Origin of the sequence: Micromonospora sp. WMMB482 (assembly GCF_019038635.1) — a bacterium.
Lineage (GTDB): Bacteria > Actinomycetota > Actinomycetes > Mycobacteriales > Micromonosporaceae > Micromonospora > Micromonospora marina.
The window spans coordinates 5,266,241-5,285,620 of sequence record NZ_JAHOPD010000020.1; the positions used below are offsets into that span (position 1 = coordinate 5,266,241).

19 protein-coding genes and 2 pseudogenes are annotated in these 19,380 nt (G+C 74.1%); 10 read left to right on the forward strand and 11 right to left on the reverse strand.

What is annotated here, in order from left to right:
- Positions 1-234 precede the first annotated feature (234 nt).
- A complete protein-coding gene (locus KSK32_RS25750) occupies positions 235-504 on the reverse strand; it encodes a DUF2795 domain-containing protein (protein WP_013285970.1) in 270 nt (89 codons plus the stop codon).
- Positions 505-680: 176 nt separating this feature from the next.
- On the opposite strand from KSK32_RS25750, the gene KSK32_RS25755 reads away from it, so the two are divergent.
- The gene (locus KSK32_RS25755) at positions 681-1,088 is read left to right on the forward strand and encodes a DUF2267 domain-containing protein (RefSeq protein WP_216933533.1); all 408 of its coding nucleotides are present in this window, start codon (positions 681-683) and stop codon (positions 1,086-1,088) included.
- Positions 1,089-1,096: 8 nt separating this feature from the next.
- Here KSK32_RS25755 and KSK32_RS25760 read toward each other — a convergent pair whose 3' ends face one another.
- The gene (locus KSK32_RS25760) at positions 1,097-2,284 is read right to left on the reverse strand and encodes a CaiB/BaiF CoA-transferase family protein (RefSeq protein WP_216933534.1); all 1,188 of its coding nucleotides are present in this window, start codon (positions 2,282-2,284) and stop codon (positions 1,097-1,099) included.
- Between the two features lie 242 nt (positions 2,285-2,526).
- Between KSK32_RS25760 and KSK32_RS25765 the strand changes: the two genes are divergently transcribed.
- From KSK32_RS25765 to KSK32_RS34655, 4 genes and pseudogenes are all read left to right on the forward strand, one after another.
- Positions 2,527-3,561 (forward strand): TerC/Alx family metal homeostasis membrane protein, encoded by a 1,035-nt coding sequence (locus tag KSK32_RS25765; protein ID WP_216933535.1) that lies wholly within the window; start codon positions 2,527-2,529, stop codon positions 3,559-3,561.
- 50 nt (positions 3,562-3,611) lie between these two features.
- Positions 3,612-4,211, forward strand: coding sequence for a sulfite oxidase-like oxidoreductase (locus KSK32_RS25770; RefSeq protein ID WP_216933536.1), 600 nt, complete (start codon positions 3,612-3,614; stop codon positions 4,209-4,211).
- A gap of 1 nt (position 4,212) precedes the next feature.
- Positions 4,213-4,971 (forward strand): ferredoxin reductase, encoded by a 759-nt coding sequence (locus tag KSK32_RS25775; RefSeq protein ID WP_216933537.1) that lies wholly within the window; start codon positions 4,213-4,215, stop codon positions 4,969-4,971.
- 46 nt (positions 4,972-5,017) lie between these two features.
- Positions 5,018-5,188: pseudogene (locus KSK32_RS34655) on the forward strand (DUF6510 family protein); the annotation flags it as partial.
- Here the strand turns inward: KSK32_RS34655 and KSK32_RS25780 are convergent.
- Positions 5,114-6,877, reverse strand: coding sequence for a glycosyltransferase (locus tag KSK32_RS25780; protein WP_216933538.1), 1,764 nt, complete (start codon positions 6,875-6,877; stop codon positions 5,114-5,116). The pseudogene KSK32_RS34655 and the gene KSK32_RS25780 sit on opposite strands and share 75 nt — an antisense overlap.
- Positions 6,878-7,096: 219 nt before the next feature.
- A complete protein-coding gene (locus KSK32_RS25785; RefSeq protein ID WP_216933539.1) occupies positions 7,097-7,756 on the reverse strand; it encodes a C39 family peptidase in 660 nt (219 codons plus the stop codon).
- 881 nt (positions 7,757-8,637) lie between these two features.
- On the opposite strand from KSK32_RS25785, the gene KSK32_RS25790 reads away from it, so the two are divergent.
- Positions 8,638-9,069, forward strand: a complete 432-nt coding sequence (locus KSK32_RS25790) for a GNAT family N-acetyltransferase (RefSeq protein ID WP_254188598.1) — start codon at positions 8,638-8,640, stop codon at positions 9,067-9,069.
- 67 nt (positions 9,070-9,136) lie between these two features.
- Here the strand turns inward: KSK32_RS25790 and KSK32_RS33615 are convergent, their stop codons facing one another.
- A complete protein-coding gene (locus KSK32_RS33615) occupies positions 9,137-9,778 on the reverse strand; it encodes a hypothetical protein (protein ID WP_254187188.1) in 642 nt (213 codons plus the stop codon).
- 94 nt (positions 9,779-9,872) lie between these two features.
- A pseudogene (locus KSK32_RS34660) lies at positions 9,873-10,688 on the reverse strand (M28 family peptidase); the annotation flags it as partial.
- Here KSK32_RS34660 and KSK32_RS25800 point away from each other — a divergent pair.
- A complete protein-coding gene (locus KSK32_RS25800) occupies positions 10,687-11,985 on the forward strand; it encodes an NAD(P)/FAD-dependent oxidoreductase (RefSeq protein ID WP_216933540.1) in 1,299 nt (432 codons plus the stop codon). The pseudogene KSK32_RS34660 and the gene KSK32_RS25800 sit on opposite strands and share 2 nt — an antisense overlap.
- A 32-nt stretch (positions 11,986-12,017) precedes the next feature.
- On the opposite strand, the gene KSK32_RS25805 is transcribed toward KSK32_RS25800, so the two are convergent.
- The 3 genes from KSK32_RS25805 to KSK32_RS25815 form a co-directional block, all read right to left on the reverse strand.
- On the reverse strand, positions 12,018-13,055 hold the full coding sequence (locus KSK32_RS25805; RefSeq protein ID WP_289256395.1) for an AI-2E family transporter: 1,038 nt from the start codon (positions 13,053-13,055) through the stop codon (positions 12,018-12,020).
- Positions 13,056-13,138: 83 nt separating this feature from the next.
- Positions 13,139-13,927, reverse strand: coding sequence for a spermidine synthase (locus KSK32_RS25810; protein ID WP_216933541.1), 789 nt, complete (start codon positions 13,925-13,927; stop codon positions 13,139-13,141).
- Positions 13,928-13,998: 71 nt separating this feature from the next.
- Positions 13,999-14,970, reverse strand: coding sequence for a DUF2267 domain-containing protein (locus KSK32_RS25815; RefSeq protein WP_216933542.1), 972 nt, complete (start codon positions 14,968-14,970; stop codon positions 13,999-14,001).
- Between the two features lie 184 nt (positions 14,971-15,154).
- Between KSK32_RS25815 and KSK32_RS25820 the strand changes: the two genes are divergently transcribed.
- On the forward strand, positions 15,155-15,469 hold the full coding sequence (locus KSK32_RS25820; RefSeq protein ID WP_216933543.1) for a hypothetical protein: 315 nt from the start codon (positions 15,155-15,157) through the stop codon (positions 15,467-15,469).
- A 95-nt stretch (positions 15,470-15,564) separates the two neighbouring features.
- On the opposite strand, the gene KSK32_RS25825 is transcribed toward KSK32_RS25820, so the two are convergent.
- Together KSK32_RS25825 and KSK32_RS25830 are read right to left on the reverse strand one after the other, a co-directional pair.
- On the reverse strand, positions 15,565-15,912 hold the full coding sequence (locus KSK32_RS25825; RefSeq protein ID WP_289256396.1) for an STAS domain-containing protein: 348 nt from the start codon (positions 15,910-15,912) through the stop codon (positions 15,565-15,567).
- A 43-nt stretch (positions 15,913-15,955) separates the two neighbouring features.
- Entirely contained in the window at positions 15,956-16,300 is a 345-nt protein-coding gene (locus tag KSK32_RS25830; RefSeq protein WP_216933545.1) for an STAS domain-containing protein, read from the reverse strand.
- 349 nt (positions 16,301-16,649) lie between these two features.
- On the opposite strand from KSK32_RS25830, the gene KSK32_RS25835 reads away from it, so the two are divergent.
- Both KSK32_RS25835 and KSK32_RS25840 read left to right on the forward strand, forming a co-directional pair.
- Entirely contained in the window at positions 16,650-18,314 is a 1,665-nt protein-coding gene (locus tag KSK32_RS25835) for a PP2C family protein-serine/threonine phosphatase (protein ID WP_254187189.1), read from the forward strand.
- The gene (locus KSK32_RS25840; RefSeq protein WP_216933547.1) at positions 18,311-19,357 is read left to right on the forward strand and encodes a B12-binding domain-containing protein; all 1,047 of its coding nucleotides are present in this window, start codon (positions 18,311-18,313) and stop codon (positions 19,355-19,357) included. The genes KSK32_RS25835 and KSK32_RS25840 overlap by 4 nt, the downstream gene beginning before the upstream one ends.
- The last annotated feature ends 23 nt before the right edge of the window (positions 19,358-19,380 follow it).

Consider the following 19,380-nt stretch of genomic DNA (forward strand, 5'->3'; position numbering starts at 1 on the left):
GCGAACATCTCACCGCTGCGCGGTCGCGACCCGGTTCGGGCGTGAATCGCGGAGGACAGGTGCTGCGTGGCGCCCCAGGTCGCGGTTCGTGACCCGGGGCGCTCGCCTGTCCAGGAGCAGACGGACCCTCCCACACGCCGGTACGCACGACCGCCCATCCGGGACTGTCGCACGCCGGGGCTGCGGCACGCGCGGAGGCCGGCGGCCGTGTCGCCCGCCGGCCCGCCGTCGTGCTCAGATGCCGCGCAGGTGCTGCGACACGCGCGGGTGGTTGTCCCGCGCCTGCGCCGCGCGCTGCGACCTGCTCACCTCGGGAGCCGCGTCGATGCCGGCCGACCGGGCCACCTCGGTGCCGTTGGCGTAGTCCACCGGGGGCAGCGCGCGCAGCGCCCGCAACACGTCCGGGGGCGCGCCCTCCCGTTCCGCCTCGCGGATGACGTCGTCCTTGCCGGCCGGATAGTCCAGCGCGGACAGGTAGTCAAGGACATCCGTGTAACTCGCCATGGGTCGGGCTCCTCGTGGCAGTAGTCGGGGTCATGACCGGGCGGCGGTTACCCGTCGCGTCGCCCCTCACGCCCCCGAGCGCGGAAATCCTGCGCCGCCTCGCGCCGGTGACCCGCGCCGTTTCCGGCGCGCCGTCGCGGGTAGCCGCGGTGGGCGCACCGAAGGGGGAACCACGCATGCACTACCTGACCTTCGTGAGCCGGGTCGCCCGGCTCACCGGCACCGGCGAGGACCGGGCCGCCACGCTCACCCGGGCCACGCTGGAGACGTTCGCCGAGCGGCTGACCGGCGGCGAGGTGCTGGACCTGGCCGCGCAGCTGCCGAAACCGCTGCAGGGGCTGCTCAGCCCGTATCCGCGCGACGAGGCTGCGGAACGGTTCGGCGCGGCGGAGTTCGTCGCCCGGGTCGCCCGCCGGGCCGACTGCGACGAGAACACCGCCCGGGACGCCGTACGCGCGGTGTTCGTCACGATGCGCGAGGCGATCCGCGGCGGGGAGTTCCAGGAGGTCGTGGTCCAGTTCCCCCGCGACTACCGGGACATGGTGGAACCGGCCCTCGCCCCGGCGGCCGCGAACCGCCGGTGAGCGGGCGGTCAGCCGATCACACCTGCGGCGCGCAGCGCGGCGATCCGGCCGGTGTCGATCCCGGCGTCGGCCAGCACCTCGTCGGTGTGCTCGCCCGGTGACGGCGGCGGGCGCCGGACGGAGGTCGGGGTGGCCGAGAAGCGCGGCGCGGGAGCGGGCTGGGTGACGCCGTCGGGCGCCACGAAGACGTCCCGGGCGCGCAGGTGCGGATGCGCCGGGGCCTCGGCCCAGTCGAGCACCGGGGCCACGCAGGCGTCGGTGCCGGCCAGCAGCTCCGTCCACTCGTCCCGGCTCCGGGTGCGGAACAGCCGCGCCCAGGCGGCCCGCAGCGCCGGCCAGTTCGCCGGGTCGTCCCGGTCCAGCGCGTCGTCCGGCACGTCCGCGCCGGCCGACTCGGACGCGTCGAGCGGGAAGCCGGTGAGCCGGACCAGTTCGGCGTAGAACTGCGGCTCCAGCGCGCCCACCGCGACGTACCGCCCGTCGGCGCACTCGTACGTGTCGTAGAACGGCGCGCCGCCGTCGAGCAGGTTCACCCCGCGCTGGTCCTGCCACAGGCCGATGCCGCGCAGCGCGTGGATCTGGGTGGCCAGCACCGACACGCCGTCCACGATGGCCGCGTCGACCACCTGGCCGGGCGCGCCGCCACGCACCGCGTACAGCGCCGCGACCACGCCGAGCGCCAGCATCATGCCCCCGCCGCCGTAGTCGCCGAGCAGGTTCATCGGCGGCACCGGGCGTTCCCCGGCCCGGCCCACCCCGTGCAGCGCGCCGGTCAGCGCCAGATAGTCGATGTCGTGCCCGGCGCGCTGCGCCAGCGGCCCGTGCTGCCCCCAGCCGGTCATCCGCCCGTACACCAGGCGGGGGTTGGCGGCGAGGCAGTCGTCCGGGCCGAGGCCGAGCCGTTCGGTCACCCCGGGCCGGAATCCCTCCACCAGCGCGTCCGCGCCGGCGGCCAGGGTGAGCACCAGGTCACGCCCCGCGGGCTGCTTCAGGTCCACCGCGATCGAGCGGCGGTTGCGGTTCAGCAGGTCGCCGGGGAAGGCGCCGAACCCGCCGCCGCCGGGCCGGTCGACGCGCACCACGTCGGCGCCGAGGTCGGCCAGCATCATCGACGCGAACGGACCGGGGCCGATGCCGGCCAGTTCGATCACCCGTACGCCGGTCAACGGTCCCTGGTTGGTCACCCGCGTCACCATAGGGGGCCGGGTGACCTCGCGCCACGCCCTCCGCGGGCGCACAGTTGGTTGACCAGGGCAAGCATCCGTGTCCCGACTTGGCGTCCGGTCCGGCGGTGACCTAGCCTTGTGCAGGCGAGGGGAGTACTTCCCACGAATCATTCCGGTCAGTACGGCGAGCCGCCGAGGCGAGCCCCGGGTGGTTGCCCACGAAAAGTGGGTGAAGGAGACCTCGAACATGACACGGTGTTCGAGGAGGTTCCATGCCCGAATTGTCCCCCCTGGCTGCGTCCGAGCTGTCGTCGGTCGGTACGCCCACGCTGTGGGCGGTGACGATCGTCGGCGTGCTCGTGCTGCTGGTGCTGGATTTCCTGGTCACCCGTAGGCCGCACGAGGTCTCCATCCGTGAGGCGCTGGGCTGGTCGGCCTTCTACATCGCCCTGCCGCTGGCCTTCGGCGCCTGGATCTGGTCCCGCTGGGGCAGCCGGCAGGGCATCGAGTACCTCACCGGTTACCTGGTCGAGAAGTCGCTGTCGGTCGACAACCTGTTCGTCTTCATGCTGCTGCTCGCCGCGTTCGCGGTGCCCTCCGTACTGGCCCAGCGGGTGCTGCTCTACGGCATCGCGGGCGCCCTGGTGCTGCGCGGCGTGTTCATCGCGCTCGGCGCCGCCGCGCTCCAGACGCTCGACTTCGCCTTCCTGCTCTTCGCGCTCATCCTCATCGCCACCGCGGTGAAGCTGCTGCGCGACGCCCTCTCCGGGCACGAGCAGGAGGTCGACATCAACAAGATGCGGTCGGTGCGTCTGCTGCGCAAGTTCATGCCGGTCGTCCACGAGTACCACGGCACCCGGATGACGATCCGGCAGGGCGGCCGCCGGGCGCTCACCCCGTTCGCGCTCGTCGTGGTCGCCGTGCTGGCCACCGACATCGTGTTCGCCGTCGACTCGGTGCCCGCCGTCTACGGCATCACCGAGGATCCGTACCTGGTCTTCGCCACGAACGCCTTCGCGCTGCTGGGTCTGCGTGCGCTCTACTTCGTGCTGCACGCCGCGCTGAGCCGGCTGGTGCACCTCAGCTACGGTCTGGCCGTCATCCTGGCGTTCATCGGCCTCAAGCTCGGCCTGCACTGGGCGCACGGCATCTGGGAGGGTGTGCCGGAGATCCCGACGCTGGCCTCGCTCGGCGTGATCGTCGGCGTCCTGGTGATCGTCACCATCACCAGCCTCCGGGCCACCCGGGACAGTGGCGACGGCAAGCGCACGGTGGTGCAGGAGGTGTCGGGCGGCGGCTCGTCCTGACTCGGTGGGAACCGCTGCCCCGGCGTGCCCGGCGGTGGTACGACTGACGAGTGGGAATCGTCTCGCCGGGCTTCCAGGGCCGGCCCCGTTCGTCCGCCTCCGACCTGCCGCCGGGGCAGTACCTCACCGAGGACTTCCCAGTGCTCTCCGCCGGCCCGACGCCGCGGGTTCCGCTGGACACCTGGGAGTTCGTGCTGACCAGTGAGACCGGCGCGGAGTACCGCTGGTCCTGGGACGAGCTGATGGGCCTGCCGCAGGACACCCCGACGGTGGACCTGCACTGCGTCACCCGCTGGTCCAAATTCGGCACCACCTGGCAGGGCGTCTCCCTGGACACGCTGCTCGACGGCGTCGACACCGGCGCGCGGTACGCGCTGGCGCACTCCTACGGCGGCTACACCACGAACCTGCCCCTGGACGACCTGCGCGGCGGCCGGGCGTGGGTGGTGCACACGTACGACGGGGGGCCGCTGCCGGCCGAGCACGGTGGGCCGGCGCGGCTGCTCGTACCGCACCTGTACCTGTGGAAGTCGGCGAAGTGGGTGCACGGCATCCGGCTGCTCGTCGACGACCGGCCCGGCTTCTGGGAGACCGCCGGGTACCACGACTACGGCGACCCGTGGCGCGAGCAGCGCTACCAGGGCGACTGAGATGACGGCGCAGGCGCAGGGCCGCCGCGTCGCGCCGCTGATGTGGCGGGTCGCCCGGCTCGTCGAGCGGCGGATCGAGACGCCCACCGCGCAGACGCTGGTGCTGGACGTGCCCGGCTGGCCCGGGCACCTGCCCGGGCAGCACGTCGACCTGCGCCTGACCGCCGAGGACGGCTACCAGGCCGCCCGGTCGTACTCGCTGGCCGGCCCCGCCGACGGCGAGCGGATCGAGGTGACGGTGCAGCGGGTGCCCGACGGCGAGGTGTCGCCGTACCTGACCGACACCTACGCCGAGGGCGACCCGCTGGAGGTACGCGGGCCGGTCGGCGGCTGGTTCGTCTGGCGTACCGACGACACCGCGCCGGTGCTGCTGGTCGGCGGCGGATCCGGCGTGGTGCCGCTGATGGCGATGGTCCGCGCACGCCGCGCCGCGGGCAGTCGCACCCCGTTCCGGCTCGTCTACTCGGTGCGCACCCCGGACGACGTCATCTACGCCGACGAGTTGCGCCGCCGCGCGCGCGACGACCAGGGCCTGGACGTCGCGTACGTCTACACCCGGTCCGCGCCCGAGGGCTGGCGTGGCGAGCCGCACCGGATCGGCCTGGCCGACGTGAACAGCCACGGCTGGCCGCCCGACCTGGAGCCGCTGTGCTACGTGTGCGGCCCCACCGGATTCGTGGAGACCGTGGCCGACCTGCTGGTGGGGCTGGGTCACCCGACCCGGCGCGTGCGGACCGAACGGTTCGGCCCGACCGGCTGAGACCCGAGGAGGGCGTATGACCGACCTGTCCTACCTGGATGGCAACATGCTCGACGGACCGCTGCGCGAGTTGTTCGCCGTCGACCTGAGCGCCACCACCGGCCGCTGCGACACCTGCGGGACGACCGGCCCGATGGCCGGGCTACACGTCTACTCGCACGCCCCGGGCCTGGTCGGGCGCTGCCCTGCCTGCTCCGGGGTCATGGTGCGGCTGGTCCGCGCGCCGCAGCGGGCCTGGCTGGACCTGCGCGGCACCACGTACCTCCAGGTGCCCATGGCGGCCGAGCCGGGCTTCCGGCCCGCGCGCTGACACCCGCGCGCGGGCCGCGCCGCGCCGGCGCAGCCGCCCGACGAGCTGACCCACCGTCACCGGCACCACCGACAGCACGAGCTGGCCGTTGCGCGGGTCGACGGTCGCCGCCACCCCGTACAGCCGGGCGCCGTGCCGCAGCAGCCGGGGCCGCCCGGCGGCGAGCCGAGGCGCGCGCACCGCGGCGCGGCCGCGCCCGTGACCGCCGTCCACCTCGGCGCGGACCGGGTGGCGCTGCCCGCTGGCGGAGCCGGCGGCCAGGAGCCGGTCGAGGGCGAAGTCCGTGCGGAGCGTGCGGCCGGTCGGATCACCGGCGTCCATCCGGGTGGCGCCGACGACCGGACCGGCCAGCATCCGCACCGGCCCGGCCTCCGTGGCGAACCGGGGGTACGGGCTACGCGTGGTCACCGTCAGCGTGTGCCCGTCGGCCCAGCTGACGTCGACGGTGTCCAGCCGCGCCAGCCAGTCGGCGCGCACGTCGGTGACGTCGGTCCAGCGGGCCGGGGCGCCCGGATAGCCCGCGTGCCAGCGGTCACCGGCGAACACCGTCGCCGGCACGCCCCGGCCGCTGTCCTGCTCGATGACGGCCAGCAGGTCGTCGACCCCGCCCGCCGTCACGGCGCCCAGGCGCAGCCGGGCCTCGATGTCGAGCCCGTCCCGCAGACTGTCGGTGACGTGCCGCCGCACCAGCCGCGCGACTGTCGCGTGCACCCGCTCCTGCGCGGCCCGGTCCAGGTGCCGGAAGTCGTCGCCGACCAGGTTCGCCAGCTCCAGCCCGACGTGACGGCGCAGCACCGCGTCCCGGCGCGCTCCGGCGGGGATCAGGTCGGCCACGTGCGCGAACAGCCGCTCCACGCTGACCAGTCGCTGCTCGATCCGGCTGTGGTAGGTGATGTTGCGGGCGTCCAGCCGGCGTACCGCGTGGTAGTAGTCGTGATCGGCGAGCACCGAGATCCGCCGGGCGTGGTAGCAGGCGGCGAGCGTGAACGGCTGGTCGCTGAGCACCGGCATGTCCTCCGGGAACCGCAGCCCCAGCCGGTCCACGAGGTCGCGCCGGAACAGCTTCGTGTTCGCCAGCGACCAGGGCAGCGCCGAGTCGAACAGGCTCACGTCGACCGCGTTGCCGCCGGCGAACACGTCGGAGAAGACGTGCCGGCCGTTGACGCCGACCACCTTGCCGAGCACCACGTCCGAGCCGTACCGGTCGGCGGCGGCGACCAGACGTTCGAGGGCCTCCGGGCCGAGCCGGTCGTCCGAGCCGAGGAAGAAGACGTACCGGCCGGTGGCCAGGTCGAGTCCTCTGTTGCAGGGCGCCGCCGGGCCACCGGAGTTGGCCTGGTGCACCACCCGCACCGTGCCGGGATGCCTCGCGGCGTACCGGTCCAGCAGGCGGCCGCTGCCGTCGGTGGACCCGTCGTCCACCGCCACGATCTCCATCCGGTCCGGGCCGATCGTCTGCCGCAGCACCGAGTCGAGGCAGGACCGCAGGTAGCGCAGCGTGTTGTAGACCGGCACGACGACGCTCACGTCGGGGCGGCTCGTCGCGGCCGGGCGGTGCGTGGTCGGTGGGCGGTGCGTCGCCTCCTCGGCTGCCACAGCTGCTCCTTCACGGTCGCCCGGACGATCCGGCGCGACCCAGCGTGGTGGAGCGAGCCGTCCGGGTGACGACACCGGCGTGACGGCGAGGTGACAGGCAGGCAGCCGTTGGATACGCGCGAAGGGCCCGGCCCCTGTGGTGGGGTCGGGCCCTTCGATGCGTGCTTCGCCTCGCTGGCTGCGATGCTCTTGCTCTGCAAGCCGTTGGTGCGGCGGTGGTCAGCTGGTGCTGTAGCCGCGGGTGGCGATCCAGTCGGCGAGGTTGTCGATGCTCATCCGGTAGGTGGCGGTGTTCGGGTCGGCGCTGTCGGCGATGGTCACGGTGTCACCGTTGTCGCGGTAGCCGATGACGCTGATGTAGTGGCCGCCTTCGAAGGAGTGGGTGGTGCCGTCGGTGTCGGTGGCGGTGCCGGCGATGTTGGCGACGACGGCCCGGCCGGCGTCGACGGTCTTGACCACGTCGGCGCGGAGGGTGTCGGTCTGCTTGTCGTCGGCCTTGGGGGTGCTGATCTCGACGGACTTGTAGGCGTCGGTGGCGCCGGTCTCCTTGTTCAGCACGGGGGTGATGTCGTTGATGCTGTTGGTGCCGGCCTCGGTGGTGCCCATCTCGCGGGCCATGGCGTGCACGTCGATGTTCTTGCCCTGCACGGACAGGGCGTTGCGGGCGGCGGCGGGGCCGCAGAAGTAGAAGTTGGGCTGGGCCTCGTAGCGCACGTCGAGTTCCCGCTCGCCGTGGCCATTGCGGTCGGCCACCGCAATGGTGGTGGTCTTCTGGGCGGGGGCGGCGTGGGCGGCGATCGCGGGGCCGGCGATACCACCGGCGGTGGCGGCGATACCGGCAGCGGTCAGAACGGTCTTGCGCAGCAGAGTGGTAGCCATGATGGTTGCCTCCCTGAAATGGGGGATGACGCGGCGGGGGTGCCGCGAAAGGGGGAAAGTCTTGGGGGTGCCCGTCGAGGGCTGGCGCGCGGGCGGCCCTGGGGGCCTGCTCCGCGGCTCGGGGATGTAACGACGGCCGGGCCGGGGCCATTCCCTGACCTGCTCACGGCTGGTGGGCCGGTGGTCGACCCGGTGCCTCGGCGGTCAGCCATGTACAACGCCCCGCGCCCGCCACCGATTCCGCCCTGACGATGGCACCTATCACCACAACGTGGCACGGAACCGGGCACACGCCCCAGAACTCCCGCCGATGCCCCGCGAACGACCCACCCCGGGCTCGTCCGCTGCCGGCCGGTCGCGCCTGCTGTCCGGCGTGTGCCGTCGAACGTGCACTGTCCGGCCTGCCGGCACATCACCGCCGACCCGTGCCGGGTGGAACGCCATGGGTGTCTCCGCCCGCGTTTGACACCCATGGCGTTCCAGCCACGGGTCCGGTCCCGATGGGCGAAACCACCATCCCGCCTCCCGGGAGGGCCAACCGCCCTCTCGCGCGATCTTGCGCCTGCCGCCCGCCGGATGCCCGTTTCGCGAGGTTCGCCGGGCACCAAGCCGCAAGATCGCGCCCCCGCTCTCAGCAGCGCGCGATCTTGCAGTTCGGTGCCCGGCAAGCCGCCGCAAAGCGGGCATCCTGGGGGCCCGAAGTGCAAGATCGCGTAAGCCGGGGCGGGGACGTCGTGCGGGGGCCCCGGGTGGGCCGGCGTGGAAGTGGTGGGTGAGAGTGGGAGCGTGCGATATCTGCGCAGTGACGGACGCGTCGCGATCCGCCGTCCCGTCCGGCCGACGAGGCGGAGTTCGTCGCCGCCGCCCGGCGCAGCCGTGACCTGCACCATCCGTGGCTATCCGCGCCTGATGACGCGCAGCGGTACGCGGCGTACCTGCGCAAGATCCGGGGGCGGGACAGCTCCGGGTTCCTGTTCTGCGACCGGGCCACCGGACAGATCGCCGGATACGCGAACATCAGCGGCATCGTGCTGGGCGCGCTGCAGGGCGGCTATCTCGGATATGCGGTGTTCCGTCCGTATGCGGGCACCGGGCACGCCTCGGCCGGGGTGCGGCTGGTGATCGAGTACGCGTTCGGGCCGCTCGGTCTGCACCGGTTGGAGGCGAACATCCAGCCCGGCAACGAGCCGTCGAAGCGGCTGGCGCGCCGGCTCGGCTTCCGCCTCGAAGGGTTCTCCCCGGACTACCTGTTCATCGACGGCGCGTGGCGCGACCACGAACGCTGGGCGATCACCGCCTCGGCACCGGGCTGAGCCGCCCCGGCGCCGGGCTGAGCCGCCCCGGCACCGGGGCGACAGCATGCAACGATCAGCTGCCGGGCTACGGGAAGGCGGCCGGGCTGCGGTGCCCGGCCCGGTCCACCGCCCGTACGCCGAAGAACACGTTGTCCTTGGACAGGTCGATCGTCACCTCGGTGACGTCGCCGACCGGCAGCACCTTCTGCCACTGGTCGGCGGTGGTCTCCCGCCACACCACCTCGTAACCGGCCAGGTCCGGCTCGGATCCGCGCTGCCACCGCAGGGTGGTGTCGTTCGTGAGGTTCGTGGTCACCACTGTGACGCCCTTGGGCGTGCCCGGCGCCTGGGCCAGCGACCACAGCGTCGCGGCGTTCACCCGCGCCACCCGGGTGATGTAGCCGAAGTCGCAGAACTCCGGCAGGTCGCCGTACTGCACCCCGTCGACGACCCGCACGTCCTGGTGCTGGTGGGCGAAGTCCTCGTTCGGCTCGGTGAACCGGCCGGCCGGCCATCCCTCGCGCAGGAACGAGATGTGGTCGCTGCCGCGCAGGTAGCGGTCCCGCCGGTAGATGACCCGCACGTCCATGCCGGTGGCGGCGTTCTCGGCCACGTCGGTGACGAACCGGGCGAGCTGCCGCGACGGGGAGTCGTTCTCGCCGCCGACGGACTGCCGCACGCTCGCCTCGGCCGGCGTCTCGGCGGTCGGCACGCCCTCGGCGAACAACCCGCACGGTACGCGGGTCGCGCGTGCCGTCGTCGGCGGTGCTGGACCCGACGATGTCGTTGCTGAACATCGCCTGCACGTCGGCGCTGGCCGCCTTCAGCTGTGACGCCAGGTACGCCGAGCCGTACAGCCCCTGCTCCTCGGCCGCCACGGCGGCGAGCACGATGGTGGCCTAGGTGCGGCGGGTGGCCAGCACTCGGGCCAGCTCCATCACGACCGCCACACCGGAGGCGTCGTCGTCGGCTCCGGGCGCGTCGCTGACCGCGTCCATCACGTCGGTCGCCCGGGAGTCGTAGTGGCCGGTGATGACGTACACCCGCTCGGGCGTGACGTCGCCGCGCAGGGTCGCCACCACGTTGGTGACGGTGGTCGGGACGGGGATGCGGGAGGCGGGCTGCTGCACGTACGACTGGAGTTCGACGCTCATCCGGCCGCCGGACGCGGCCGCGTACCCGGAGAGCTGGGCGTGGATCCAGTCGCGGGCGGCGCCGATGCCGCGTACCGGATCGGTCTGGCTGGACAGGGTGTGGCGGGTGCCGAACGCGGCGAGCCGGCGCACGACGGCCTGGATTCGGCGGCTGTCGATCTCGCGCAGCAGCGCGGTCAGCTCACGGCCGGGCCGCTGCGGCCGGGCCGGACGGCCCGGGCCCGGGGGTGCGCCGGTCGCGGCGGCGGCCGGGGCGGCGGTGAGCGGGGCGGCGGTGAGCGGGGTGGCGACGGCGGCGGCGGTGGCCGCGGCGGAGGCGGTGAGGAAGGTACGCCGGCTGGACCTCGTGGGCCGACCCTCGGCGGTCTCGTGGTTTCCCATCCCGGCATCCTCGCGCCGATCACGAGGAATGTCCATATAGCTGCTGATGGATGAATCCTGGGCACGTTTGTCGCAGGTCTGCCCGGGAACGGCAGAAGGCATGACGAAACCACGGGTGGTGATCGTGGGGGCCGGGTTCGCCGGGTACCACGCGGCCAAGACGTTGCGCCGACTGGCCCGCGACCGGGCCGAGATCGTCCTGCTGAACACGACCGACTACTTCCTCTACCTGCCGCTGCTGCCCGAGGTGGCGGCCGGCGTGGTGGAGCCGACCCGGATCGCGGTGCCGCTCGCCGGCACGCTCGACGGCGTGCGTGTGGTGGTCGGCGAGGCCGACCGGGTCGACCTGCAGAACCGGTGGGTCGGCTACCGCTCGATCGAGGGCGACCACGGGCAGCTCGCGTACGACCGGCTGGTGCTCAGCGTCGGCAGCGTCAACAAGCTGCTGCCGATCCCCGGCGTGACCGAGTACGCCCACGGCTTCCGCGGCCTGCCCGAGGCGCTGTTCCTGCACGACCACGTGGTCCGGCAGGTGGAGCTGGCCGAGCTGACCGACGACCCGGCCGAGCAGCGGGCCCGCACCACGTTCGTGGTGGTCGGCGCCGGCTACACCGGCACCGAGGTGGCCGCGCACGGACAGCTGTTCACCGACCGGCTGATGGCCCAGCGCCCGCACCTGAAGGTCCGGCCGCGCTGGATGCTGCTGGACGTGGCGCCCCGGGTGCTGCCCGAACTGGACCGGCGGATGTCCGTCACCGCCGACCGGGTGCTGCGCAAACGGGGCGTGGACGTGCGGATGGGCACCTCGGTCGCCGAGGCCACCCCGGACGGGGTGATGCTCACCGACGGCGAGTACGTCCCGACGTGCAGCCTCATCTGGTGCGTCGGCGTACGTCCCGACCCGTTCGTGGCCGAGCTGGGCCTGCGGACCGAGAAGGGCCGGCTCGTGGTCGACGAGTTCCTCAACGTCCCCGGCTATCCGGAGGTGTTCGCCTGCGGCGACGCCGCCGCCGTGCCCGACCCGACCCGGCCCGGGCAGGTGTGCGCGATGACCGCGCAGCACGCCCAGCGGCAGGGCAAGCTGGCCGCGCACAACATCGCCGCATCCTACGGCCAGGGCGTGCGCAAGTCGTACAAGCACCACGACCTGGGCTGGGTCGTGGACCTGGGCGGCAAGGACGCCGCGGCGAACCCGCTCAAGGTGCCGCTTTCCGGGCTGCCGGCCAAGGCCGTCACCCGTGGCTACCACCTGCTGGCCATGCCCGGTAACCGTCCCCGGGTCGCGGCCGACTGGGCGCTGGACGCGACGCTGCCCCGGCCCGCCGTGCAGCTCGGCCTGGTCCCCGCCAACGCGGTGCCGCTGGAGAGCGAGTCGCCGGAGCTGGCCCGCCGCCGCTGAGCACCCCACCGCACGCGCCCGCCGGCCGGCTCTCATCCACCGGCCGGCGGCCGGTGCGCCGGTCCGCCGTCGGCGGGCTGGGGCAGGGCCTGCCGCCCGGCCGGGACGAACTCGCGCAGCAGCACCTGCGCGATGCCGGCCGCCGGGATCGCCAGAAGCGCACCCACCAGCCCGGCCAGCTCGACCGACAGCAGCACGCTGACCAGCACCGTCAACGGGTTCAACCGGACCGCGCGGGCCATGATGACCGGTTGCAGCAGATGGTTCTCCACCTGCTGGTAGACGACGAAGAAGACCAGCACCACGATCCCGGCGGTGGGGGAGTGCAGGAACGCCGCGCCGGCCGCGGCGATCGCACCGAGCGTGGCCCCGACGAGCGGGATCAGGTCGAACACGGCGACCGTCAGCGCGATCACCGCGGCGAACGGCACACCGAGCAGGAACAGCACGACGAACGTCAGACCGCCGCAGATCACGCTGATCAGCAGGTTGCCGCTCAGGTATCCGGTGACGATCCGGGACGAGTCGCGCCCGATGCGCCGCAGCCGCGCCGCCGGGCCGTCGCCGGTGAGCCGCAGCGCGGCGGCCACGATCTTCGGCGCCTCCAGGACCATCAGGTACGCCAGCACCACCACTGTCACCAGCGCGGCGACCGCCTGGACCACGCTGCGGACCACCCCGACCGTCGGGTCGCCGAGCCGGGCGCCGTAGCGGCGGAGCCGACCGGGTTCGGCGAACCGGAGCAGGCCGAAGCGGTCCAGCAGCCGCCCGAGCGGACCCTGCCCGGCCTGCGCCTCGCGTACGAGGTCCGGCGCCCGGTCGGCGAACCGGCCCACCTCGTCCACCAGCGGCAGCACGATCAGCGCGCCGATCGCGGCGAACAGCGCGAACGCGGCCAGGAACACCAGCAGCGTGGCGAGCGCGCGGCGGCGTACCCGACGTTCGAGACGGTCCACGAGCGGTTTGAGGGCGACGGCGAAGAACACCGCCACCAGCCCCCACACCAGCACCCGCCGGGTGGTCCAGACCAGCGCCAGTCCGACCACGGTGGCGAGGACCAGACCGATCACGATCAGCGTCCGGCGCGCCGTCGACCGGTCCTCGGCGGCGCTCGTCCGGCGCCGCCACCCGCGCCGGGGACACGAAACCCGGGTCAGCCCAGGTCGGCGTCGGTGACCGGGTGGGCGCCCGCGGCGAACGCGTCGAGCGGCGCGGCGTGCAGCACGGTCCCGGGCACCGGGTCCGCGGCGACCCGGGCGGCGAGCCGGCGTACCGGCAACCGGTCCGGCGCGGGAGACGCGGCGAGCACCACGTTGCCGTACCGGCGGCCGCGCAGCATCCGCCGGTCGGCGACCAGGCACACGTCGGCGAACACCGCGCGCAGCGTGGCCACCTGGGCCCGGGTGTGCGCCAGCGGCGGAAGGTCGGTGAGGTTGATCAGATAGAGGCCGTCCGGGCGCAGCACCCGCGCCACCTGCGCCGCGAACTCCACCGCCGCCACGTGCGGCGGCATCCGGGCGGCCCGGTACACGTCGGCCACCACCACGCCGTACGCCCCGGACGGCTCCTCGGCGACCGTCTGCCGGGCGTCGCCGAGCTCCACCACCACCTCCGGCGGCAGCCGCGGCAGCTTCCGCCGGACCAGCTCGACCACGCCCGGATCGCGCTCGATCACCCGCTGCGCCGAACCGGGCCGGGTGCTCGCGAGCCAGCGCGGCAGCGTGAGGGCGCCACCGCCGAGGTGCAGGGCGGTCAGCGCCGCGCCGCGCGGGGCGGCCAGGTCGATCGCGTCGGCGATCCGCCGCACGTACTCGAAGTGCAGGTAGCGGGCGTCGGCCACGTCCACGTACGACTGCTCGACCCCGTCCGCGAGCAGCGTGCGTCCGGACGGGCGGGCCGGGTCCACCACGATCTCCAGGGTCTCGGTGTCGTCGTGATCCACGGCGGGACACGGTACCGCGGGGCCACGGGCGGCCCCGGCCCGCGTGGGACCGGGGCCGCTCCGCCGCCGGGTCAGCCGGCCGCCATCCCGGCACCGGCCTCGTCGACTGCCGCGTCCACCCGGTGCGCGAGGTCCACGTCCGCCGCCGTCACGCCGTCGACCTGCTGGGTCCGGACCGTCAGCACGGCGTTGTCCGGGTCCGGCCGCCCGATCTGCGGCGAGCGTCCGACGTCGGACTTGAGCCGGTCCAGCCGGTCGAGCACCCGGTCCAGGTTGCCGCCGGGCAGCTCGATCGTGCGCACGAGCGAGCGCCGGTCGCTGGACCAGTAGGGCAGCGTCGCGAGCGCCTCGCGAAGCTCCGCCTCGGTCAGCGGCGCGGTGGCCGAGGACGCGCCCACCAGGCCGCCGCCGAAGTCGGTCGGCCCGAGCAGGTCACGCAACTCGTCGGGTACGCGCAGCGACTCGACCAGTTCCGCGTCGGCCTCGGCGAGCGCGGCGAGCGTCGCCTCGGCCTGATACCGCGCCTGTTCCGGGGTGAGGCGGCTGTACCGGCCGACCTCGGCCAGGAAGCCGGGCAGGTCGCGGCGGCGTTCCAGGCCGTACACCGGCACCACGTCGTGCAGGGTCAGCGGCACCGCCTCCAGCAGCCGCTCCCGTTCCGCCTCGTCCAGCGCGCAGGCCAGGGCCAGCACGGTGCCCTCCGCCGCGACCTTGGCCGAGGCGAAGTCCACCCCGGCGCGCCGGCTCACGTCGTTGACGAGATCCCGGTAGCCCATCGAGACCCCGGGTGACGGCGTCGGGTCCGGCAGCGGGCGCGGGCGCTCCGCGACGGCGACCGGCGGCGGCGCGGGGCCACCCCGAGTGCTGTCCGGCTTGTGCCGTCCGGCCGGCGGCGGGCCGGACCGGTCGTGCTCGTCCAGCGAGGTGACCTGCTTGGACGCGCTCAGGCTGGCGCCGATCTGACTCGGCCGCAGCCCTCGCTCACGGGCCTCGCGGGCCAGGGACCGGCGGCGCTGGTTGTCGCCCTCCATCTGCTTGCGCATCGTCGCACCTCGTTCCTGGGTCGGTTTGCGCTTGCGCCGACCGCGTTCCCGGCGCTGCCGGGAAGGTAACGGCGGACCGCCCGTCGGACGCTTCATTCGCTGCGGGTGAGGAGCGCTCACCCCGGCGGGCGGCAGGCTCGGACGGACCGGACAACTTCCGACGCACGCGGAAGGGCAGGTCGACATGAAACGGATCGTGGAGATCGTCCCCGCCCGTCCCGGCTGGTACGCCCGTTGGCGGATCGGCCCGGACGCCACCCGCTCCTACCCGGTGACCCTCTGGGCCCTGCTCGAGCACCACGACGGCAGCGGACGCGAGGTGGTCGGCGTCGACTGTGTCGGGCAGTGGCCCGGGGCGGACGACGACGACATGAGCGGGGACTTCGTCCGTTATCTGTTCCTGACGCCCGATTCCGGCGCGCCGGAGGACGTCGAGCCTCCGCTCGCGGGGCGGTCGCGCGACGAGGCGCCGCACCGGCAGACCGCGCCCACCGCCTGAGCCATCCTCCCGGCCCCCGGCCCCTGGTCCCAGGGTCGGGGGCCACCCCTGTCCGCCGGTCGGGTCAGCCCGCCTCGCGGGCGCCGTGGGACGGGTCAGCCCACCTCGCGGGCCTCGCCGGTCAGGTCGCGCGGCGGCGCGGCCAGCAGCTCGGCCAGGCCGGTGCGGTCCAGCAGGTGCCGCACCTGTGGGTTCAGGTTCAGCAGGCGGATCGCCCCGGTGCCGGCCCGGTGGATCACCACGAGCGCACTCAGCCCGGAGGAGTCGCAGAGGTTCACCCCGGCGAAGTCGAGTTCCAGCTCCTGACAGCCGGCGCGGCGCAGGTCGGCCACGGCCTCGACGAGTTCCGGCGCGGTGTCGAAGTCCAGCTCCCCGGCCAGCCGGACCCGGGCGGAACCGGCGTCGAGCCGGTCCACCTCGATGGTCAGCATCTGGGCGGGCACGCCTCCATGTTCCCAGCCGGGCACGGCCGGGAAACCCCCGGGGTCACGCGGACGCGGTCGAACCCGGCACGGGCTGGCCGGCGGCGTCGTCGACCGGCGAGCGGTCGAGCAGACCGGTGACGCCGGTCAGGTCGAGGATGGTCTCCAGGAAGCGCGGGACCGCGCGCAGCTCGATGGCGGTGCCGGCCTGCTGGCCCTCCCGCCAGGCGTGCACGATCACGGACAGGCCGGTGCTGTCCATGAACTGCAGGTCACCGAAGTCGAACACGAGCGTCGTCGGGTACCCGGCGAGCAGCCGGTCGATCTCGGCGCGCAGCGGGCCCGCTGTGGCGTACGCCAGGTCACCGCCGACGGCGACCACCGGGACGGCCGGGTCGGATCGATCCACGGAGATGCTCAGCGGACTCGCCTCGGGCCTTCTCCGTTGAGGGACCACGTCACGCCTTTCCGCGAGGTTGCCGGTCGGGCCGGGATGACAGGATCGTAACAACAGCGCCATCACATCGCCGGACGCGCGATCCGGCCGGCAGCGCCGTGGGGTGGCGGTCGCGGCACACCGGCGTAGGGTGGACGTCGAGACGTGACCACAGGCGCCGTACCGGGTGCCCCCGGGTGTCGACGAGGAGAGTGGGGCTCAGCTGGTGACTTCTGCCGACGTCAGGGATGCCGACCCGGGCGACGGACGGATCTCCACACCGAGTGCCGCACGGGCTCCGGCGTGGTCCGCCGTCGCGCCGATGTCGTCCGCCCTGCCGCCGCTGGCAGCCGACCGCGACCTCGCCGTCGGAAACTGGTCCGAGGTGGTCGAGCACTTCCGCGAGGGCCTGGTCGTGTGCGACGCCGACGGTGTCGTCCAGCACGTGAGCCCGGTCGCGGAGCGGCTGGTCCCCGAGGTGACGCCCGGCGAGGTGCTGGCCGCCGCCGGCTCGGTCCCGCTGCGCGGCGACGGCCCGGCCGAGTTCACCCACCACGGGCGGCGGCTGCGCGTACGCCCGGTCGCGTTGTCCCACCGCCGGCGCTGCTGGTACGTCGACGACGTCACCGAGAGCGTCAGCCGGGCCGACGCGCTGCTCGCCGAGCGGGCCCGCTCGGCGTTCCTCGCCGTGGTCGGCGAGAAGCTCGGCAACCCGCTGCACCCGGACCGGGCCGCCGCCGCCGTCGTGCGGCTGGCCGTACCCGCGGCGGCCGACGTGGCGGTCCTCGTCCTCGCCCCCCGCTCCGGCCGCGCCCGCTGGTGGCGGGCGGTACGCGCGGACGACCGGCCGCCGGTGGTGGACAGCGGGGTGCTGCCCGCCACGGCGCTTCCCGCGGCCATCGAGGCCGGCCTGGCCGGCGCCGAGCCGCACGAGCTGGACTGGCTGGTCGAGCAGGCCGCCGAAGCGGGCTGGCTGCCCGGCCTGGACGCCTCCGGCGCCACCGCGCGGGTGGTGCCGCTGCCCGGCCGGGAGGCGCCGGCCGGTGCGCTGCTGGTGGCCCGGCGCGCCGACCGCTGGTACGACGAGGCCGACGTGGACCTGGTCCGCGCGTTCGCGGCCCGGGCGGGCGCGGCGCTGACCACCGCCATGCTCTACCGCGACCAGGCCGAGGTCGCCGACACCTTGCAGGCCAGTCTGCTGCCGGTCGAGCCGGCCTCGGCGACGGGCGTGCAGTGGGGCACCGCGTACCGGCCGGCGCAGGCCGGTCTGCGCATCGGCGGCGACTTCTACGGCTCGCACCGGCTCGCCGACGGCGGGTCCGTCTTCTTTCTCGGTGACGTGTCCGGCAAGGGCGTGGAGGCGGCCGTGTTCACCGGCCAGCTGCGCCAGTGCCTCCAGGCGTTGCACCGGGTCGAGACCCAGCCGGGGCGGCTGCTGAAGTTGCTCAACGACGCGTTGCTGGAGACCACGCAGGCGCACGGGCAGGGCCGGTTCGCCACCATGGTGCTCGGCGTGGCCCGGCCGCACCGCGACGGCGGCCTGACGCTGACCCTGGCCGGCGGCGGGCACCTGCCGCCGCTGGTGCTGCGGGAGTCCGGCGAGGTCGAGGTGGTGCCGCTGCGCGGCATGCTGATCGGCGTGGTGCCCGATCCCCGCATCGGCGAGGAGACGGTACACCTGGCGCCGGGGGAGACCTGCCTGTTCTACAGCGACGGGGTGACCGAGGCTCGCGGCGGCCGGCGTGGTGACGAGCAGTTCGGCGCCGAGCGGCTGCTCACCGCGGTGACCGGCTGCCACCGGATGCCCGCGCCGGCGCTCGCCGAGCGGGTCGAGCAGGTGACCTGCGACTGGCTCGCCCACGGCGACCACGACGACATCGCCGTGCTGGCGCTGCGGGCCACCGGCCCGGCGGGGCGGGCGCCGCGGCACCTGCACGCGGTGCCGGATCCGGCCGTGGCCGAGCGATCGAGGGAGTTGTCCGCGTGACCGTGCCGACCGTCGATGCCGACCCGGGCCACGCCTTCACCCACTACCTGGAGTGCCTGGCCGACGCCGACGAGTCCGCCGCCGTGGCGACGGCCCGAGGGCTGCTGGAGGCGGGTGTGCCGGCCGAGCGGGTGCTGCTGGATCTGGTCGCCCCGGCCCAGGCCGAGGTGGGCGAACGCTGGGCCCGCAACGAGTGGAGCGTCGCCGAGGAGCACGCCGCCACCCACATCAGCGAGCGGGTGGTGGCCGCGGTGGCCGCGTACGCCGATCCCCGCCCGACCCGGGGGCGGATCGTGATGGCCTGCATGGACGGTGAGTGGCACGCGCTGCCGGCCCGGCTGGTGGCCGAGGTGCTGCGGCTGCGCGGCTGGCAGGTCGTCTTCCTCGGGGCCAGCGTCCCGGCCGCGCACCTGGTGTCCTACCTGCACCGCTACGACGCGGAGGCGGTGGCGCTCGCCTGCGCCCTGCCGATGCGGCTGCCGCACGCCCACCGGATGGTGGAGGCGTGCCGCCGCTCCGACGTGCCGGTGCTGGTCGGCGGCCGGGGCTTCGGCGACGACGGCCGCTGGGCCCGGGTGCTCGGTGTGCCGTGGGCGCCCGACGCCGCCGCGGCGGCGGACCTCGTCGCCGACGAGCGGGCGTTGCGCGAGACGCCGCCCGCGCGGCTGGACCACCTGGCCGACGACGAGTACGCCAGCCTGGTCAAGCGGCGCGGCGAGCTGATCGACAGCGCCCTGGCCGACCTGCGGGAGCGGGTGCCGTCGACGGCCGGCTACACCCCGGCGCAGCTCGACTCCACCATCAGCGACCTCGGCTACATCGTGGACTTCCTGGCCGCCGCGCTCTACGTGGACGACGCGACGCTGTTCACCGGGTTCGTCGAGTGGCTGATGGAGATACTGGTCAGCCGGGGTGTGCCGGCGGGCGCGGTCGGGTCGACGCTGGAGCACTATGGACAGCAGCTGCGCGACTTCCCGCGTGCTGCCGCCTTCCTCGACCGGGGCCGTGCTCTGGTGGGCGGGCTGACGGCGGCGGGCCGCTGACGGGCTTCCGACCGGCCGTCACA